Annotated in this window: 15 protein-coding genes; 14 read left to right on the top strand and 1 reads right to left on the bottom strand. The window is 69.2% G+C overall.

The genetic code is table 11. From position 1 onward, the window contains the following. The first annotated feature begins 52 nt into the window (after positions 1–52). From DL991_RS00355 to DL991_RS00300, 13 genes are all read left to right on the top strand, one after another. Entirely contained in the window at positions 53–1009 is a 957-nt protein-coding gene (locus DL991_RS00355; protein WP_255433213.1) for a DUF1702 family protein, read from the top strand. Further along, positions 1006–2970 carry a CRTAC1 family protein gene (locus DL991_RS00350; protein ID WP_125779749.1) on the top strand — a complete coding sequence of 655 codons (1965 nt, stop codon included), beginning with the start codon at positions 1006–1008 and terminating at the stop codon, positions 2968–2970. Before DL991_RS00355 ends, DL991_RS00350 begins: the two co-directional genes overlap by 4 nt. Before the next feature lie 5 nt (positions 2971–2975). Beyond that, positions 2976–3956, top strand: a complete 981-nt coding sequence (locus DL991_RS00345) for an enediyne biosynthesis protein (RefSeq protein ID WP_125779747.1) — start codon at positions 2976–2978, stop codon at positions 3954–3956. Continuing rightward, positions 3953–5305: a cytochrome P450 gene (locus DL991_RS00340; RefSeq protein WP_125779745.1), complete on the top strand. Its 1353-nt coding sequence runs from the start codon at positions 3953–3955 to the stop codon at positions 5303–5305. The genes DL991_RS00345 and DL991_RS00340 overlap by 4 nt, the downstream gene beginning before the upstream one ends. Before the next feature lie 5 nt (positions 5306–5310). After that, entirely contained in the window at positions 5311–5868 is a 558-nt protein-coding gene (locus DL991_RS00335; protein WP_125779743.1) for a DUF5987 family protein, read from the top strand. A 73-nt stretch (positions 5869–5941) separates the two neighbouring features. Beyond that, the gene (locus DL991_RS00330; protein WP_125779741.1) at positions 5942–7594 is read left to right on the top strand and encodes a GMC family oxidoreductase; all 1653 of its coding nucleotides are present in this window, start codon (positions 5942–5944) and stop codon (positions 7592–7594) included. A 2-nt stretch (positions 7595–7596) separates the two neighbouring features. After that, positions 7597–8553, top strand: a complete 957-nt coding sequence (locus DL991_RS00325; RefSeq protein ID WP_125779739.1) for a carboxymuconolactone decarboxylase family protein — start codon at positions 7597–7599, stop codon at positions 8551–8553. 141 nt (positions 8554–8694) lie between these two features. Further along, on the top strand, positions 8695–14532 hold the full coding sequence (locus DL991_RS00320) for a type I polyketide synthase (protein ID WP_125779737.1): 5838 nt from the start codon (positions 8695–8697) through the stop codon (positions 14530–14532). A gap of 1 nt (position 14533) precedes the next feature. Continuing rightward, positions 14534–14974, top strand: coding sequence for a thioesterase family protein (locus DL991_RS00315; protein WP_125779735.1), 441 nt, complete (start codon positions 14534–14536; stop codon positions 14972–14974). Position 14975: 1 nt separating this feature from the next. Further along, a complete protein-coding gene (locus tag DL991_RS00310; RefSeq protein WP_125779732.1) occupies positions 14976–15548 on the top strand; it encodes a flavin reductase family protein in 573 nt (190 codons plus the stop codon). 17 nt (positions 15549–15565) lie between these two features. Next, positions 15566–15733, top strand: a complete 168-nt coding sequence (locus DL991_RS42835; RefSeq protein ID WP_199746769.1) for a DUF6222 family protein — start codon at positions 15566–15568, stop codon at positions 15731–15733. Positions 15734–15891: 158 nt separating this feature from the next. After that, positions 15892–17433, top strand: a complete 1542-nt coding sequence (locus DL991_RS00305) for an acyl-CoA carboxylase subunit beta (protein ID WP_370305251.1) — start codon at positions 15892–15894, stop codon at positions 17431–17433. Between the two features lie 11 nt (positions 17434–17444). Beyond that, positions 17445–17636: an acyl-CoA carboxylase subunit epsilon gene (locus DL991_RS00300; RefSeq protein WP_125779728.1), complete on the top strand. Its 192-nt coding sequence runs from the start codon at positions 17445–17447 to the stop codon at positions 17634–17636. Positions 17637–17839: 203 nt separating this feature from the next. Here DL991_RS00300 and DL991_RS00295 read toward each other — a convergent pair whose 3' ends face one another. After that, a complete protein-coding gene (locus DL991_RS00295) occupies positions 17840–18019 on the bottom strand; it encodes a hypothetical protein (RefSeq protein WP_125779726.1) in 180 nt (59 codons plus the stop codon). A gap of 288 nt (positions 18020–18307) precedes the next feature. Between DL991_RS00295 and DL991_RS42830 the strand changes: the two genes are divergently transcribed. After that, the gene (locus tag DL991_RS42830) at positions 18308–18457 is read left to right on the top strand and encodes a hypothetical protein (RefSeq protein WP_199746770.1); all 150 of its coding nucleotides are present in this window, start codon (positions 18308–18310) and stop codon (positions 18455–18457) included. Positions 18458–18584: the final 127 nt, after the last annotated feature.

Below are 18584 nucleotides of genomic sequence, written 5' to 3'. Positions count from 1 at the left end.
ATTCGAATCCACCCGTTAGGGGGAGAGTGCGTTGGGCAATGGTTGGCGCACGATCAGACGTCGCATGATCACGCCGGATGTCTCCGAGACCACGCTGGAGAAGCGGGGTTTCCACAAGAAGAGCCCAGCCGCTCAGGAATTGCTGGAGACCGTCGGTGAGAAATTCCTGCTCGGCTATGCGCACGCGGTCGAAGCGCGTACCGCCGGGCAGGCCGAAGAATGGCTGGAGCGTATTCCGGTCAAATTCCGCGGCTTCGCCTACGAAGGCGCGGGAATGGGGTACGGAATGCTGGACGGCCTGCCGGGCGGCGGCCGGGGGCATATCGCGGACTTCCTCGACGGTCCCGCCGAGAAGCACGACTACATCATCTACGTCGGTGTCGGCTGGGCGATGGCGCGGCTGCCGCGGTTCCGCTGGCCGTCCGCCGAGGATTTCGACCCGTTGCTGCGCTGGCTGGTGCTCGACGGGTACGGCTTCCACCAGGCCTACTTCAAGACGGCGAAGTACATCGACGGGCAGTTCCAGGACCCGGACTTCTCCTGGCCGCCCGGTAACGACGGCTACTCGTCGAGGGCGATCGATCAGGGCATCGGACGGGCGTTGTGGTTCATCTGCGGCACCGACGTCGATCTGGTCGCCGACACGATCGCGCGTTTCCCGGAGCGGCGGCACGGAGACCTCTACGCCGGCATCGGGCTCGCCTCGACCTACGCGTGCGGTGTCACCGGCGACGAACTGCGGAAGCTGGCCGAGTTCGCCGGTGAGCACCGCGGGAATCTGGCACAGGGCAGTGCTTTCGCCGCCGAAGCCCGCGTCCGCGCCGGGCTGCTGATCCCCGAGACCGAGGTCGCCACGCAGGCGATCTGCGGGCTGCCGGCCGAACGGGCCGCGGCCATCACCCAGGAGGTGCGCCCCGCGACCGTGGTCGACGGCGAACTCCCGGCATTCGAAACCTGGCGACAGCGCATCGCCGCCGAGGTTCTCAACTCTGGAGGTGCAGGGAAATGACCGCGACCTTGGGCTGGCTCCGCAAGCAGCTTGCGGGCATCGTGGCGCTGGTGCTGATGGCGGGACTGTTCGTGGTGGCCCAGCTGCCGACGGTCTCGACCGCCGAGGCCGACACGATGGCTTCGAAGTACGCGTTCGAACCGCTGACGATCGCCTTGCCGGAGGCGGCGAAGAGCCAGTCGATCCGGACGGTCAACAAGGACTACGAGCACATCCGGGCCTGGATCTCCTCGGTCGGTGCCGCGATCGCGGTCAACGACCTCGACGGGGACGAGCTCGCGAACGATCTGTGCTTCGTCGACCCGCGCAGCGACCAGCTGGTGATCACCCCGACGCCGGGCAAGGGCGGCGAGCGCTACGCGCCGTTCGCGCTCGACGCGGCGCCGCTGCCGATGGGCAAGTACATCGCGCCCATGGGTTGTGTGCCCGCGGACTACAACGAGGACGGCAGGGTCGACCTGCTGGCCTACTACTGGGGCCGGACCCCGATCCTGTTCCTCTCGAAACCGGGCGCGACCAAGCTCGAGCCCAAGGCCTACGAGCCGGTGGAACTGGTGCCGGGCAACAACTCCAAGAACGGCGAGTACGCCGGTCCCTTGTGGAACACCAACGCCGCCTCGGTCGGTGACTTCGACGGCGACGGCCACCAGGACATCTTCATCGGCAACTACTTCCCCGACAGCGCTGTACTGGACGACCGCGTCCAGGGCGGGGTCGAGATGAACAAGTCGATGTCGCACGCGGACAACGCGGGTGGCAAGTACATCCTGCGGTTCACCGGCGCGACCCAGGGCGCGAAGCCGACCGCGACGTTCGCCCTCGACGACAAGGCCATCCCTGCCGACGCCCAGGGCGGCTGGTCGCTGGCGGCCAGCGCGACCGACGTCGACGGGGACAACCTGCCGGAGCTCTACATCGGCAACGACTTCGGGCACGACCGCCTGCTGTACAACAAGTCCCGCCCCGGTCACGTCGAATTCGCCGAGGTGAAGGGTGTTCGCGGGCCGAACGAGCCGAAGTCGAAGGTGCTCGGCAACGACTCCTTCAAGGGCATGGGCGTCGACTTCGCCGACCTCGACCACGACGGTCTCTACGACCTGTACGTCAGCAACATCACGACGTCCTGGGGGATCGAGGAAAGCCACTTCCAGTTCATGAACACCGCCAAGGACACCGCGGATCTGCGTGGCCGTCTGCAGGGCGGCGAGGCGCCGTGGGTGGACCGCAGCGCGCAGGCCGGCACCGCGTGGTCCGGCTGGGGCTGGGACGTGAAGATCGCCGACTACAACAACAGCGGCGAATCGGTGATCACGCAGGCGACCGGATTCGTCAAGGGTGACGTCAACCGCTGGCCGCAGCTGCAGGAACTGGCGACGTCGAACGACGAACTGCTGAAGCACCCGTCCTTCTGGCCGAACATGGTGGCCGGTGACGACGTCGGCGGCGACCACACCCTGCACTTCTGGGCCAAGGGTTCCGACGGCCGCTACACCGACCTGGCCCCGCGCCTCGGTCTCGCCGTCCCGGTGCCCACCCGCGGTATCGCCACCGGTGACGCCGACGGTGACGGCAAGCTCGACTTCGCGGTGGCCCGCCAGTGGGAGCAGCCGATCTTCTACCACAACGTCAGCCCCGACTCCGGGTCGTACCTGAACCTGAAGCTGGTGCACGACAAGGCTTCGGCGGACGGTCCGCTCAAGGCGGCGGGCACCGCGGCGATCGGCGCGCAGGTCACCGTCGTCACCCCCGACGGCAAGAAGTACATGGACCGCGTCGACGGTGGCAGCGGCCACTCCGGCAAGCGCAGCCACGAGATCCAGATCGGACTCGGCAAGGTCACCGGGCCGGTGAAGGTGAGCCTGCAATGGCGCGACCTGACCGGGACCATCCGCACCCAGGAGGTCCAGCTGACCCCGGGCAGCCACACGTTCCAGCTCGGCGCTCAGGCTAAGGAGAAGTGACCGTCATGGCTGAGCAGACACTCACCGCACCCAAGAGCAACAAGACGATCACGGCCCTTCGCCGGTTCGCGATCTCGATCACCGTCTTCAACATCATCGGCTACACCGTGCTCGGTTTCGAGCAGCCCTACACCTATCCGTTCATCGCGCTGGCGACGGCGTACACCACGGAAATCCTGCTGGAGATCATCGGGGCGCGGGCACAGGGCCGTCCGGTCCGCTTCCGCGGCAACGGGTTCAAGGGGCTGGTGGAGTTCCTCTTCCCGGCGCATATCACCGGTCTCGCGCTGAACATGCTCACCTACGTCAACGACCAGGTGCTGGTCATGATCTTCGGCGTCGTGGTCGCCGTCGGCGCCAAGTGGGTCCTCCAGGCCCCGGTGCGCGGCAGGCTCCGCCACTACATGAACCCGTCGAACTTCGGCATCACGATCATCCTGCTGGTGTTCCCGTGGGCGAGCATCGCGCCGCCGTATCACTTCACCGAGCAGGTCGACTCGTGGGTCGGCTGGCTGATCGTCGGCATCATCATCGTGTCGGGCACGGTGCTCAACGCGATGCTGACCCAGCGGATGTGGCTGATCGGCGCCTGGCTGATCACCTTCGCGTTGCAGGCGATCATCCGTGGCCTGCTGTTCGACACCGCGATCCCCGGCGCGCTCGGGATGATGACCGGGGTGGCGTTCGTGCTCTACACGAACTACATGGTCACCGACCCCGGCACGACACCGTCGAAGCCCGCGTCGCAGGTCCTGTTCGGTTCGGGCGTGGCGCTGGCGTACGGGTTCTTCATGGTGGTCCACGTGTCGTACGGCCTGTTCCTCGCCACCGCGCTGGTCTGTCTCATCCGCGGGATGTTCCTGTGGGGCCTGCACTTCTCCAAGAAGGCGACCGAGAAGTGGGAGGCCGAGCAGGCGAAGTCGGCCGACGTCACGAGCCTGCCGAAGCCGGCCGAGAAGCCGGAAACCGGGGCCGTGGCGGCATGACCCACGAGGCGGAACTCAGCCGGGCGGCGCGTCTCGCGCCGCCCGGCCCGCCGCGCCGGGCGACCTTCGGTCTGCTGAAGAAGCTCTTCACCGACCGGCTGGCGCTCATGTCGGATTCGGCGGAGGCGCACGGGGACGTCGTCCGGATCGCGATCGGGCCCAAGACGATGTACCTGGTGAACCACCCCGAACTGGCGAAACACGTGCTCGCGGACAACGCGGCCAACTACCACAAGGGAATCGGCCTCCAGGAGGCGCGGCGGGCGCTCGGCGACGGGCTGCTCACCAGCGACGGCGACGTCTGGAAGAAACAGCGCCGGACCATCCAGCCGGTGTTCCAGCCCAAGCGGATCGCGCGGCAGGCCTCTGTCGTCGCGAACGAGGTCGAAGGCCTCGTCAAACGCTTGCGGGACACCGAAGGCCCGGTAGAGATCCTGCACGAGATGACCGGGCTGACGCTCGCCGTGCTCGGCAAGACCCTGCTCGATTCCGACCTCGGCGGCTTCACGTCGCTGGGGCATTCGTTCGAGGCCGTGCAGGACCAGGCGATGTTCGAAGCGGTGACGCTGAGCATGGTCCCGCAGTGGGCCCCGCTGAAGAAACAGCTGCGGTTCCGGGAATCCCGGGACGACCTCCGCCGGATCGCCGAGGAACTCGTCGAGCAGCGGCTGGCGAACCCGGTCGAGGGCGGCGAGGACGTGTTGTCCCGCCTCATCGCGACGGACGGGACCCGCGAGCAGATGCGGGACGAGCTCATCACCCTGCTGCTCGCCGGGCACGAGACGACGGCGAGCACCCTGGGCTGGGCGTTCCACCTCCTCGACGAACACCCCGACGTCGCGGCGAAACTGCGTGCCGAGGCCGACGCGGTGCTGGGCGACCAGCTGCCGACGCACGACGATCTGCACCGGTTGCCGTACACGGCCAGGGTCGTCGAAGAGGTCATGCGGCTGTACCCGCCGGTGTGGCTGCTGCCGAGGGTGGCGCAGGCCGACGACGAGATCGGCGGCTACCACATCCCGGCCGGATCCGACGTCGTCGTCGTGCCCTTCACCCTGCACCGGCATCCGGCGTTCTGGCCGGAGCCGGAGAAATTCGATCCGGACCGGTTCGATCCGGACCGGCCGAGCGGGCGGCCCCGGTACGCCTACATCCCGTTCGGCGCGGGGCCGCGGTTCTGCATCGGCAACAGCCTCGGCGTGATGGAGGCCGTTTTCGTGCTGACGATGGTCCTGCGCGATCTCGAACTCAGGAAGGTCCCAGGCTACGACGTGGTCCCCGAAGCGATGCTGTCGCTGCGGGTGCGCGGCGGGCTGCCGATGACGGTGCACACCAGGAACAGGAGGTAGGTTCCGTGGATTCGGACGAACAGGTCAAGGTGTCCACTTTGGAGGCCTACGCGGACACGATCTTGCCGGGCGAGAAGCGGTTCCCCGGGGATCACGCGATCGCCGGCGCCTCGCCGGGGCCGGGCGCGGTGGTGGCGGGCGCGCTCGAACTGCTGCACACCGAGGCGACCGGGGTGACCGTCGGGCTGCCCTATCTGGCGCAGGCCCTCAACGATCACGCGAAGATCCACGCCAAGGAAAACGACCTCGAACTCGACGAGGCCCTGCCGCCGTTCGTCGCATTGTCCTTTGCGGACAGAACGGCACTCGTGCGGTCGCTGACCGCGCCGGGCCATCCGGAGAAGGACGGCTGGGTCAGCCTCGCCTTGTTCTGCAACATGGCCTTCGACAGCGCGGCGCACAAGCACACCGCCGAAGCGATCGCCGAGGGGCACCCCGGCCTGCTGGCGATGGGATACACCGCGCCGGACGAAGACGGCCTGTGGCGGTTCCCGAAGTTCTCCTACCGTCGCGAACTGGCGCGACTCCACCCTGACACCACGCCTTCCGGGAGTCCGGCATGAGCGAGCCTGCGAGCGAATCATCAACACAGTGCCCGGTCATGCGACGCAAAGCGACCCACTGCGAGGAGAAGGCATGACTGCCTATGACAAGACCGACGTCGTCATCGTCGGCAGCGGGTTCGGTGGCTCCATCCCCGCCTACCACTTGGCCGCGGGCGGGGCGAAGGTCACCGTGCTGGAACGCGGGCCGTGGCTGGAGACGAAGGAGTTCGAGCACGACTACCTGCTCGGCTCGTCCTACACCAGGGCCTTCGATTTCGTCGTCGGCGACGGGATGAGCGTGCTCGGCGGGAACTGCGTCGGCGGCGGCAGCGTGGTGTACTTCGCCGCGATGCCGCGCGCGCCGAAGTTCGTGTTCGAGCGCCACGGCGGCATCGGCAGGCGGATGTGGCCGTCGGTGCTGACGCGGGACACCCTGGAGCCTTGGTACGACCGGGTTTCGGATTCGCTTCCGGTGTCCACACAGGACTGGAACGACGTCTCGTACGCGGGCGGGCTGTGGGCCGCGTTGTGCGACCACTCCGGCCGGACCGCGAACCCGGCGCCGGTCGCGGTGGACAACGACCGCTGTGTGAACTGCAACTTCATGATGGCGGGCTGCCGGTTCGACGCGAAACGCTCGCTGCTGACCAACTATCTGCCCGCCGCGCTCGCACACGGGGCGAAGATCCGGCCGCTGCACGAGGTCCAGCGCATCGAGCGGATCGACGACGGCGACTACCGCGTGCACTTCAACGTCGTCGACGACACGGACTACCGGGCGCAGACCGGCAGCGGGACGATCGACGCGAAGGTCGTCATCATCGCCGCGGGCGCGGGGGCGACGCCGGTGATCCTGCAGCGTTCGGAGGCGGCGCTGGGCACCATGCCGCACGCGGTCGGCCGGTACTTCTCCGGCAACGGTGAGCGGCTCAACACCGCGATCATCGACGAGGAGCGGGTCCGCGAGGTGCTCGGGCTGTCCCGTGAGGACGGCAAGGTCTACGAGGCCAACCACATCGGCAAAGGCCCGACCGTGGCGAACTGGGACAAGCTCGACGGTTCGCTTCCGGAGTACGAGCGGTACTCGCTGGAGCAACTGTACTTCCCGCCAGGGCTCGGCACGATCCTCGCGCAGGTGCCCGACGGAGACGAACCGCGATGGTTCGGCGCGCAGAAGAAGGAGATCCTCAAGAAGTGGTCGTCCTGGCTGACCATCTTCCTGATGACCGAGGACGACAACGAGGGCGTCTTCGGCGCGCCGCCGCCCACCGGCAACGCGTACCGCATCTCCCAGCAGATGCTCGGCCGCGGCCCGCTGAAGTACGACCCGACGCCGAACACCCTGCACGGCTGGTCGCTGGCCGACGCGGAGTGCAAGGAGATCCTCGAGAAGGACGGCCTGGCGAAGGTGTCGCCGTGGACCAACGACGTCGTCGGCGCGTACACCGTGCACCCGCTGGCGTCGTGCCGGATCGGTGACGACCCGGAGACCTCGGCGCTGCACCCGAACCACGAACTCCGCAACCATCCCGGGATCTTCGTGACCGACAGCGCCTCCGTGCCGGGCGCGCTGACGGTGAATCCGGCGATGACGATCGCGGCGCTGGCCGAACGTTCGGTACCGGGCATCGTGCGGGCGTTGCAGGCACGCGGTGTCGACGTCACGTACGGCGCGCCTGCTCCGGACGGCTCGATCACCGGACGGCGGGCGGTCAGCAAGCTGTCGCTGGTCGCCGGGAGCTGAGCATGGCGCCCGCGCTGGTGAGACTCGCGCTGAGACGGGTGCTGCGCGAAGTCCGGTACGTCCGGCCGGTCCCGTACGGCCGGGCGACCGGGCTCGTGCGCGACGTCTACCGTCGGCTGGAACGCGAATTCGGCATGCTGGCCCCGCCGGTGGCACTGCATTCGCCGTCACCGACCGTGCTCGCGGCGAGTTGGGTGATGCTGCGGGAATCGCTGGTGGCGGCGGGGGCGACGAGCCGGGCGGACCGGGAGGTCGTCGCGACACTGGTGTCGCGGGCGAACTCGTGCCCCTACTGTGTCGAGGTCCATGGGATGGCGCTGGATTCGCTCGGGCGTTCCTCGGAGGCTTCAGCGATCGCCGAAGGGCGGCCTGTCGCGGATCCGTTCGCCGGGGCGTTGTCCGTGGCGGCCAGGGCGGAGCTGACCGCCGTCGCGTTCACGTTCCACTACCTGAACCGGGTGGTGAGCGTGTTCCTCGGGCCGTCACCGCTGCCTTCGAACGTGCCGGATTCGGCACGTTCGAAGGCGAAGACCGTCCTCGGGCGGCTCCTTCGCCCGGCGTCGGCGGCACTGCCCGGTGAGTCGCTGGACTTGCTTCCGGCAGGGTCGCGGGATTTCTCCTGGGCTGCGGGGAATCCGATCATGGAGGACGCGTTCTCCCGCGCCGCGTCGGCTTTCGCCTCGCTGGCGGTGCCCTCGGAGGTACGGGAAGTCGTGGCGCGAGAACTGTCCACATGGGACGGTTCCGCGCCAGGATTGAGCCGTTCGTGGGTGGACGCCTTCGACGATCCGGCGGTCCGGCTGGCCTTGGTGGTGGCGAAGGCGCCCTATCAGGTCGACGATGCTTTGGTGACCGCCGCCGGCTTGGGCGATCGAGAGCTGGTCGAGCTCGTGGGGTGGACGAGTTTCGCCGCGGCCGCCCACCGCGTCTCGCTATCGAGCTCGCCTTCAACAACATGAGAGAAGACTTCTCGCCCTGCTCCGGTTCATGCTTGACCGGACTGCAGGTGCGGACGGCGCCCTCGTTCCCGGAACAGGGTTCTGGCGCCGAGACTCCGATTCCGTGACTTGAGTGGTTGAGAGCTAGGGGAGTGCGGTGGCATGAGCGTTGAGCGGATTTCGATTGTCGGTATCGGTCTCCGATACCCGGACGCCGGTTCCCCGGAAGAACTGTGGGAGAACGTCCTCGCCGGCCGCCGGGCGTTCCGGAGGCTGCCCGACGAGCGGATGAACCGCGAGGACTACTACTCGCCCGACCCCGAGGCTCCGGACCGTTTCTACGCCCAGAAGGCCGCGGTCCTCCGGGACTACGAGTTCGACCGGATCAAGTACAAGGTCGCGGGCAGTACGTTCCGCTCGACCGACACCACGCACTGGCTCGCCCTCGACGTCGCCGCGCAGGCGCTGGCGGACGCGGGTTTCCCCGAGGGTGACGGGCTGCCGCGGCCCAACACCGGTGTGGTCATCGGCAACAGCCTCACCGGCGAGTTCTCGCGGGCCAACATCATGCGGCTGCGCTGGCCGTACGTGCGCCGGACCATCGCGGCGGCGCTCGCCGAGCGCGGCTGGGCCGACGGCGACACCGCCGAATTCCTCCACGATCTCGAGGTGCAGTACAAGGCGCCGTTCCCGGAGATCGACGAGGACTCCCTCGCGGGTGGGCTGGCGAACACGATCGCCGGCCGGGTCTGCAACTTCTTCGACTTCGGCGGCGGCGGTTTCACCGTGGACGGTGCCTGCTCGTCGTCGCTGCTCTCCGTGGTCACGGCGGCGAACGCGCTTTCGGAGGGCGACCTCGACGTCGCCGTCGCGGGGGGTGTCGACTTGTCGATCGACCCGTTCGAGGTGATCGGGTTCGCCAAGACCGGCGCGCTCGCCAAACGGGAGATGAAGGTCTACGACGCCGATTCCAACGGTTTCTGGCCCGGCGAGGGTTCCGGCATGCTCGTGCTGATGCGCGAGGAGGACGCGATCGCGCAGGGCAAGCGGATCTACGCCACCATCGGCGGCTGGGGTGTCTCCTCCGACGGCAAGGGCGGCATCACCCGCCCCGAGGCGTCGGGTCACCGTCTCGCGCTCAAACGGGCCTACGAGAAGGCCGGCTACGGGGTCGAGACCGTTTCGTACTTCGAAGGGCACGGCACCGGGACCGCGCTGGGCGACGCCACCGAGATCGAGGCGCTGTCCACCGCCCGACGCGACGCCGACCCGCTCGCCGACCCCGCCGCGCTGAGCACGATCAAGGGCAACATCGGCCACACCAAGGCCGCGGCGGGGGTAGCCGGGTTGATCAAGGCCGCGCTGGCGGTCTATCACCAGGTCATCCCGCCCGCGACCGGCCACTTCGAACCGCACGAGTCGCTGGTCGGCGATTCCGCGCGGATGTACGTCCCGGCCGAGGCCGGGCTGTGGCCCTCGGACCACCCGGTCCGCGCGGGTGTCTCCGCGATGGGGTTCGGCGGCATCAACTCGCACGTCACCGTCACCGAAGCGCCGGGTGCGGCCCGGCGCAAGGAACTCGACGAGAAGACCCGGTCGCTGGTCGCCGGACGTCAGGACAGCGAGCTGCTGCTCCTCGACGCCGACGACGCCGCGTCGCTGCGTGGCAAGGTGACCGGTCTGCTGGAGGTCGTCCCGAAGCTGTCGTTCGCGGAGCTCGCGGACCTGGCGGGCACGCTTTCCGCGGAACTGTCCGGGAAATCGGTCCGCGCCGCGGTCGTCGCGGCCAACCCCGAGGACGCCGAGCGCAAGCTGGCCAAGCTCCTCGACCTTCTCGGCGAGGGAGAGCCGGAGGTCTTCTCCTCCCGCGAAGGCATCTTCGCCAGTGCGCGTTCGACGGACCCGAAGATCGGATTCCTGTTCCCCGGTCAGGGTTCCGGGCAGGGCACGGTCGGCGCGCTGCGCAAGCGCTTCGGGCACGCCGACGACATCTACCGCGCCGCTGGCCTGTCCACCGGCGCGGACCAGGTCGCCACCGACGTCGCGCAGCCGCGGATCGTCACCGGCTCGCTCGCCGGGCTCCGGGTGCTGAAGAGCCTCGGCATCGAAGCGCGGACGGTCGCGGGGCACAGCCTCGGTGAACTGACCGCCTTGCACTGGGGCGGCGCGCTCACCGAACGCGAAGTCCTCCGCCTGGCCAAGATCCGCGGCAAGGTGATGGCGACCGCGAGCGACGGAAACGGTGCCATGGCGGGGATCGCCGCCACCCCGGGGGTCGCCGAGCGGCTCGCCGAGGGCGAAGAGGTGGTCATCGCGGGGTACAACGCTCCCGAGCAGACCGTCCTTTCCGGACCGGCGGACGCCATCGACCGGGTGGTCGCCCGTGCTCGCGCGGAAGGTGTCACCGCCACCCGCATCAACGTCTCGCACGCGTTCCACTCGCCCGCGGTCGTCCCGGCCGCCGAGGCGATGACCGGCGAACTCGCCACGTTCGACTTCGCCAGGCTCGACCGGCCGGTCGTCTCCACGGTGACCGGCGACGTCCTGCACGCCGCCGAGGACCTGCGTGACCTGCTGCGCGATCAGGTGGTCCTGCCGGTCCGCTTCCGTGAGGCGGCCGCGAAGGTCGCCGAGCGCAGCGACCTGGTGATCGAGGTCGGCCCCGGCCGCGTGCTCACCGGGCTGTTCGGCGCGATCGCGCCCGGCACCCCGGCGCTCGCGGTCGACACCGACAGCCCGACGCTGGCTTCGGTGCTGAAGGTGGCCGGCGCCGCGTTCGCGTTCGGCGCCCCGCTGGAGACGTCCGCGCTCTTCGACGGCCGTGTCGTGCGGGCACTGCCGGTGGACGGGAAGTTCTCGTTCCTCACCAGCCCGTGCGAGGCCGCGCCGTCCATCGACGCGGAACTGGCCCGCGACCGCGTCACCGACCCCACCGCACCCGCCGCCGCCACGACCGGGGCGACGACGGAAAGCGGCGGCAGCAGCACCCTCGAACTGCTGCGGAAACTCGCCTCCGAGCGGGTCGAACTGCCGCTCGAAGCGGTCACCGCCGACACACATCCGCTCGACGACCTGCACCTTTCGTCGATCACCGTCGGTCAGCTCGTCAACGACGTGACCCGTGCGCTCGGCCGTCCGGCGCTGGAGGGCATGCCGAACTTCGCGACCGTCTGCCTCGGCGAACTCGCCGACATGATCGACGAACTCGCGCAGACCGCCAAACCCGCCGACAGCAACCAGGCCGAGGTCGCCGGAGTCGGGCCGTGGGTCCGGCCGTTCGCGGTCGAGTACGTCGTCGCGCCGAAGCCGTCGCCCGACCTCACGCCGGGAGCCGCCGGCCTTTCGCAAGCGGAGTGGACGGCGTTCGCCCCGGAGGGCCACCCGCTGGCGGAGCCGCTGCGCGCGGCGCTGGCCACCGCGGGCGTCGGCGACGGTGTCGTCCTGTGCCTGAACGCGGACAGCGACTCCGGTGACGTGGGCTTGTTCCTGGACGCGGGCCGCGCGGTGCTGTCCGCGCCCAACGGCACGCGGTTCGTCGTGGTGCAGCACGGTCTCGGTGCCTCAGGCCTGGCTAAGACGCTGCGGCTGGAAGACCCGTCGGCCAGGACCACGATCGTCGACCTCGCCGACGTCCGCCCGGCGGACCCCGAGGCCATCCGTGCCGCGGTGTCCACCGTGGTCACCGAAGTGGCGGCCACCAACGACTTCAGCGAAGTCCGCTACGACTCCGCCGGTGTCCGCACGGTGCCGAAGCTCGGTGCCCTCAAACCGTCCGAAGCCGAAGGGACCCCGCTGGGCGTCGAAGACGTCCTGCTCGTCACCGGCGGCGGCAAGGGCATCACCGCGGAGAGCGCTTTGGCGCTGGCCAAGGATTCCGGCGCGAAACTCGCGCTGCTCGGCCGCAGCGACCCTGCCGACGACGCCGAACTGTCGGAGAACCTCGGCCGGATGGCGGCGGCGGGCATCACCTACCGCTACGAACGCGCCGACGTCACCGACGCCCGTCAGGTGGCCGACGCCGTCAACCGGATCCAGGACGGGTTCGGACCGGTCACCGCGGTACTGCACGGCGCGGGCCGCAACGAGCCCGCCGCGCTGTTCTCCTTGACCGAGGAGACCTTCCGCAAGACGCTGGCCCCGAAGATCGGCGGCCTCAACGCCGTCCTCGACGCCGTCGACAAAGACAAGATCAAGCTGCTGGTGACCTTCGGCAGCATCATCGGACGGGCGGGGCTGCGCGGTGAGGCGCACTACGCCACGGCCAACGACTGGATGACGGAACTGACCGTCCGCTTCGGCCGCGAGCACCCCCAGGCCCGCGCGATCGCCCTCGAATGGTCGGTCTGGTCGGGGACCGGGATGGGCGAGAAGCTCGGCGTCGTCAGCGCGTTGATGCGCGACGGCATCACCCCGATCCCGACCGAGGAGGGCATCGAGATCCTCCGCCAGGTCGTCGGCGATCCGGCCGCCCCGTCGGTACTGGTCGTCTGCGGCCGGACAGCGGGACTGGTCACCCTGCCGGTGGAGAAACGCGAACTGCCGCTGACCCGCTTCGTCGACCGCGCCGTCGTGCACTACCCGGGGGTCGAGCTGATCACCGAGGCCGACCTTTCCGCGGGCAGTGACCCGTATCTTGCCGACCATCTGCTCGACGGCCAGCTGCTGTTCCCGGCGGTGATCGGCATGGAGGCGATGACCCAGGTCGCCAAGGCCGCGCTGGGCGTGGAAACCCTGCCGGCACCGGTGTTCTCCGACGTCGAGTTCCTGCGCCCGATCATCGTCTCGCCGGGCGGGTCGACCACGATCCGGCTCGCCGCGCTGGCCAGGGACGCCGAAACGGTGGACGTGGTGCTGCGCAGCGGGGAGACCGGGTTCAGCGCCGACCACTTCCGCGCCCGGCTGCGGTTCTCCCGGCCCGACCCGCTGGGTGACACCGTCGTCCGCGACGTCGCGCTGCCGCCGGTCCCGGTCGACCCGACGACCGAGCTCTACGGCACGGTCCTGTTCCAGGGCAAGCGATTCCAGCGGGTCACCGGATATCGCCGGGCAGGCGCCCGGCACGCGGTCGCGGAGATCGCGACCGGCGCCGAGGTCGACTGGTTCGCGCCGTTCCTTCCGCAGGAACAGCTTCTGGCCGACCCTGGCACCCGCGACGCGATGATGCACGCGATCCAGTGCTGCGTCCCGGACGCGACCCTGCTGCCGCAAGGAATCGAGCGGCTGTACCTGGCCGAGCCCGGCGAGCAGGACCCGGAGTACGTGCTCCTCGACGCCCGCGAGCGTTCGCAGGACGGCGACAGCTACCTCTACGACCTCGACGTCCGCAACCCCGACGGGAAGCTCGTCGAGCGGTGGGAAGGGCTGAAACTGCGCGCGGTGCGCAAACGTGACGGCGAAGGGCCTTGGGTCCCGTCGATGCTCGGGTCCTATTTGGAGCGTTCCGTCGAACGACTGCTCGGCTCGTCCCGCGCGATCGTCGTCGAACCGGACCCGGTGGGCGTTGCGGTGGAGACCACGCCGGAACGGAGGGCGCAGACGGCCTTGGCCGCCGGCCGCGCCGTCGACCGCCCGCTCGAGATCCGCTACCGGCCGGACGGGAAACCGGAAGCCGACGGGGTCGAGATCAGCGCGTCGCACAGCGCCGGACTCACCTTGGCGATCGCGGGCGACGGACGGATCGCCTGCGACGTCGAGACGGCGATCGAACGGACACTCCAGGACTGGGCGGGTCTGCTCGGCGAGGATCTGCTCGCGGTGGGCGAACTGCTCGCCGCGGACGCCCGCGAGCCGCTTTCGGTCGCGCACACCAGGGTCTGGAGCGCGCTCGAATGCGTGCGCAAGACCGGGGACATGACACAGGCACTCACCGTGCACCGGGTCGATCCGGACGGCTGGGCGGTGCTCTCGCACGGTGCCGCCCGCATCGCCACCTGGGTGACGACCGTCAACGACCGGACCGATCCCGTGGTCTTCGCGGTGCTACAGGGAGAGGGAAACTGACATGGCCGACTACTACGAGATCCTGCACACGGTCGGGTTCGAAGAGACCAACCTGGTCGGCAACGTCTACTACGTGAACTACGTGCGCTGGCAGGGCCGGTGCCGCGAGATGTTCCTGAAGGACAAGGCGCCGGCGGTGCTCGAAGAGGTCCGCCGGGACTTGAAACTCTTCACGCTCAAGGTGGACTGCGAGTTCTACGCGGAGATCACCGCGTTCGACGAGCTCTCCATCCGGTTGCGGCTGGAAGAGCTGACCCAGACCCAGATCCAGTTCACCTTCGACTACGTCCACCTCACCGGCGAGGGGGAGCGGCTGGTGGCGCGCGGACGGCAGCGGATCGCGTGCATGCGCGGCCCCAACACGGCGACCGTGCCCAGCAGGGTGCCCGAGCAACTGCGTGAGGCGCTGGCCCCGTACGCCGTCGACGGCAAGGGGGAGTGACGTGGGCGAGGTGGAGGAACCTTCGCGGCCGGTGCTGAAACGCCTGCCGACACCCGCCGCGCGACGACGGCTGTCCGCGCAGTCCGGGTTGCGGGAGGTGATGGGCCAGTTCGCCACCGGGGTCACCGTGCTGACCGCCGGGGGCGAACGGGCACACGGGATGACCGCCAACGCCGTCACCTCCGTGTCACTGGAGCCGCCGATGGTGCTGTGCTGCGTTTCCCGCGCGGCACGGATGCACGAGGCGATCGTGACGGCGGGGTCGTACGCGGTCACGGTGCTGGCGTCGGACCAGAAGGAGCTGGCGAAGTACTTCGCGGACTGGCGCCGCCCGGCCGGGCTCGCGCAGTTCGACTCGGTGGACTGGACGGCGGGGCCGCGGACCGGCGCCCCGCTGCTCGACGGCGCGCTCGCGTGGCTGGAATGCGAGCTGGCGGAGGTCTACGAGGGCGGTGACCACTCGATCTTCCTCGGCAAGGTGGTCGCCTCCAGCCGCGGCACCGCGCAGGACTCGCTGGTCTTCTACAGCGGCGGCTATCACCAGATCGACGGCCGGATACGGGCATCGGCCTGACAGGGAGAGGAATTGTCATGACCATCAACGAATCCGCCGCGACCGCCCCGGCGTCCTCGGCCGAACGGCCGCCGGTGGTGACCACGATGCCCCGTCTCGGGCGGGGGGTGTGCTGGCGCGACATCAAGCGGGAGATCGAACTCGACGAGCTCGAGCGCGAAGCCAGGCTCAGGGAGGCGGCGTGACCCTGCAGGGCGATCCGGGCGCTCAGCGCACGGAGGACTCCGAGGTGGTGCCGCTGCCGGAGGACCGGCTGCGGCGCCCCCGGATCCCCAGGGCGACCGACGGGCAGGTGATCCCGCTCGCCAGGGGCGCCGAACCGGTGCACCCCCCGGAACCGACGATGCCGTTGCTGCGCACCCAGCGCGACGAACTGCGCGAGCACATCGTCGACGGGCGGCTCGACGGCGTCCGGCGGCAGCATTCGCTCGGCAAGCACACCGCGCGCGAACGGCTGGATCTGTTGCTGGACCCCGATTCCTTCACCGAGGTCGAGCTGTACCGGCGGCATCAGGCGAGCGGGCTCGGGCTGGCGGAGAACCGGCCGTACACCGACGGGGTCATCGCGGGTTCGGGCACCATCGACGGACGGCGCGTCTTCGTCTACGCGCAGGACTTCACCGTTTTCGGCGGTTCGCTCGGCGAGGCGCACGCGGAGAAGATCCACAAGGTGATGGACCTCGCGATCGCCACCGGTTCACCGCTGATCGGGCTCAACGACAGCGGGGGAGCGCGGATCCAGGAAGGGGTCATGGCGCTCAACGGCTACGGCGGCATCTTCCGCCGCCAGGTCGAGGCGTCCGGCGTCATCCCGCAGATCAGCGTGGTGCTGGGGCCGTGCGCGGGCGGGGCGGCGTATTCGCCCGCGCTCGCGGATTTCGTCTTCATGGTGCGCGACACCGCCCGGATGTACCTGACCGGGCCGGACGTCGTCGAGACCGTGACCGGGGAACGGGTCAGCCACGACGAACTGGGCGGCGCGGACGTGCACGGCGCGTCGTCCGGCGTGGCGACCGTGGTGCACGACGACGAGGAGAGCTGCCTCGCCGACGTCCGCTATCTGGTCTCGCTGCTGCCGTCGAACTATCTGGAGCCCGCGCCTCGCGAGCCGTCACAGGACGCGGGCAAGGACCGGCGCCCGAGGTTCGCCGAACTCGTCCCGGTGGAGCCGAACAAGCCCTACGACATGCGGGACGTGTTCACGGAACTGACCGACGACGGCGAGTTCTTCGAGACGCACGAGCGATGGGCGCCGAATGTGCTGTGCGCGCTCGCGCGGATCGACGGCCGGGTGGTCGGCCTGGTCGGCAATCAGCCGATGGTGTTCGCCGGCGTGCTCGACGGTCCCGCTTCGCAGAAGGCCGCGCGGTTCGTGCGGTTCTGCGACGCGTTCAGCATCCCGCTGGTGACCCTCGTCGACGTCCCGGGTTTCCTGCCGGGGGTCGAGCAGGAGCATTCCGGGATCATCCGGCACGGCGCGCAGCTGCTGCACGCCTACTGCGAGGCGACCGTGCCGCGGATCCAGGTCATCCTGCGCAAGGCCTACGGCGGCGCGTACATCGTGATGGACTCGCGGTCCATCGGCACCGACCTGTCACTGGCGTGGCCCACCAACCAGATCGCCGTGATGGGCGCCGAGGGCGCGGTCAACGTGCTGTTCCGCAAGGACCTCGCCGTCGCGCCCGATCCGGACGCGTTGCGCGCCCACCTGGTCGCGGAGTACACCGAGGAGTTCATGAACCCGCAGTACTCGGCGGAACGGGGGCTGGTCGACGACATCATCGACCCCGCCGACACCCGGTCCGCCGTCGCCAGGGCGCTGGACATGCTGCAGGACAAGCGAAAGGCCGCACCCCAGCGCAAGCACGGCAACCATCCGATCTGAACGGGGGAACCATGTCACCGTCCGAAAAGGACAGTGCGCCGATCTTCCGGGTCCTGCGGGGGGACCCGGAAGACGCCGAACTGGCGGCACTCGTCGCCGTCTTCACCGCGCTCGCTTCGGCCGCGCCTCCGCCCGCCGCGCCGGCGCGATCCGCCTGGTCGTCTCGAACCCCGGCGACCTGGCGCACTTCGGTCTTGCGCTGACGGACGCCGTCACATGACGCGAAAGCCACTTTCGCAACCTTCGACGTTGCGAAAGTGGCTTTCGCGTCACGCCAGTTGCCTCGCCCCCCGATAGAACCCGATCAGCCGTCCGGTGGGCACTCGCGTGATCGGGCGCGTCACTCGCGTGATTGGACGCGTGACTCGCGTGATCGAGGGCGTCACTCGCGTGATCGGGCGCCGCGCTAAGCGGTGAGCCGTCGCGCGGCCTCGGTTTCCCGCCGCGGCGGATACGTGCTGTGGCAAGTGTGCACGGCGACGTAGAGGACGCCGCCGTCGATCACCGTCTCCAGATCCGTTCGCTCCCCAGGCTCGAACGGGCCTCCGCAGGCCGCGCAGGTCCGCTGCCGTTCCGCCGCGCTCACTGCCTGTCTCGCTGCTCGGGGACGGCCGGGTCGGGCCACGACAGGCCCAGCAGGTCGACGTCGAGTTCGTCGTCGGCGTAGATCTCGTACGGGTCGAGGCGCTCGGTCATGGTGTGCTCCCTGGTTTCCGGATACCACAAGGGCACTACCGGTACCCCCTCGACCGCAACTTTTTCTTTGCTCAGCACGAGCCTCCCGCGTCCTCGATCGCGTCACGATCGGTTCCCGATCGGGCGGGTTCATCCTGGTTGTCAAGTGAGTCGTTCATCGAAGGTCGGGAGGAACGCCATGACGGCACAGGTGCGAATTCGAGTGGCCGGCGATGATTTCGACCCTTGCGGGACCGCCGAGGCCGACGCGACGGCGTTCGTCCCGGAGCCGCGGCAGGCCGCCGAGAACGAGCTCCCGGCCGACCACATCGTCCTCGGCTACAACTAGGCCGTGTCCGGCAAGTCATGTTCGCGGTCTTCGCGCCCAGGTGGTCCCTGACGGTACGGGCGGACGCGGCCGAGTACGACCTGGTACGAGGCCGATCCGCCCGCACCGCCAGGGACCACCTGGATCA

Source organism: Amycolatopsis sp. WAC 01375 (assembly GCF_003947325.1).
In the GTDB taxonomy this organism is placed as follows: Bacteria; Actinomycetota; Actinomycetes; order Mycobacteriales; family Pseudonocardiaceae; genus Amycolatopsis.
The sequence above is the reverse complement of the archived record's forward strand: the minus strand, read 5'-3'. Positions and strand labels throughout refer to the sequence as shown.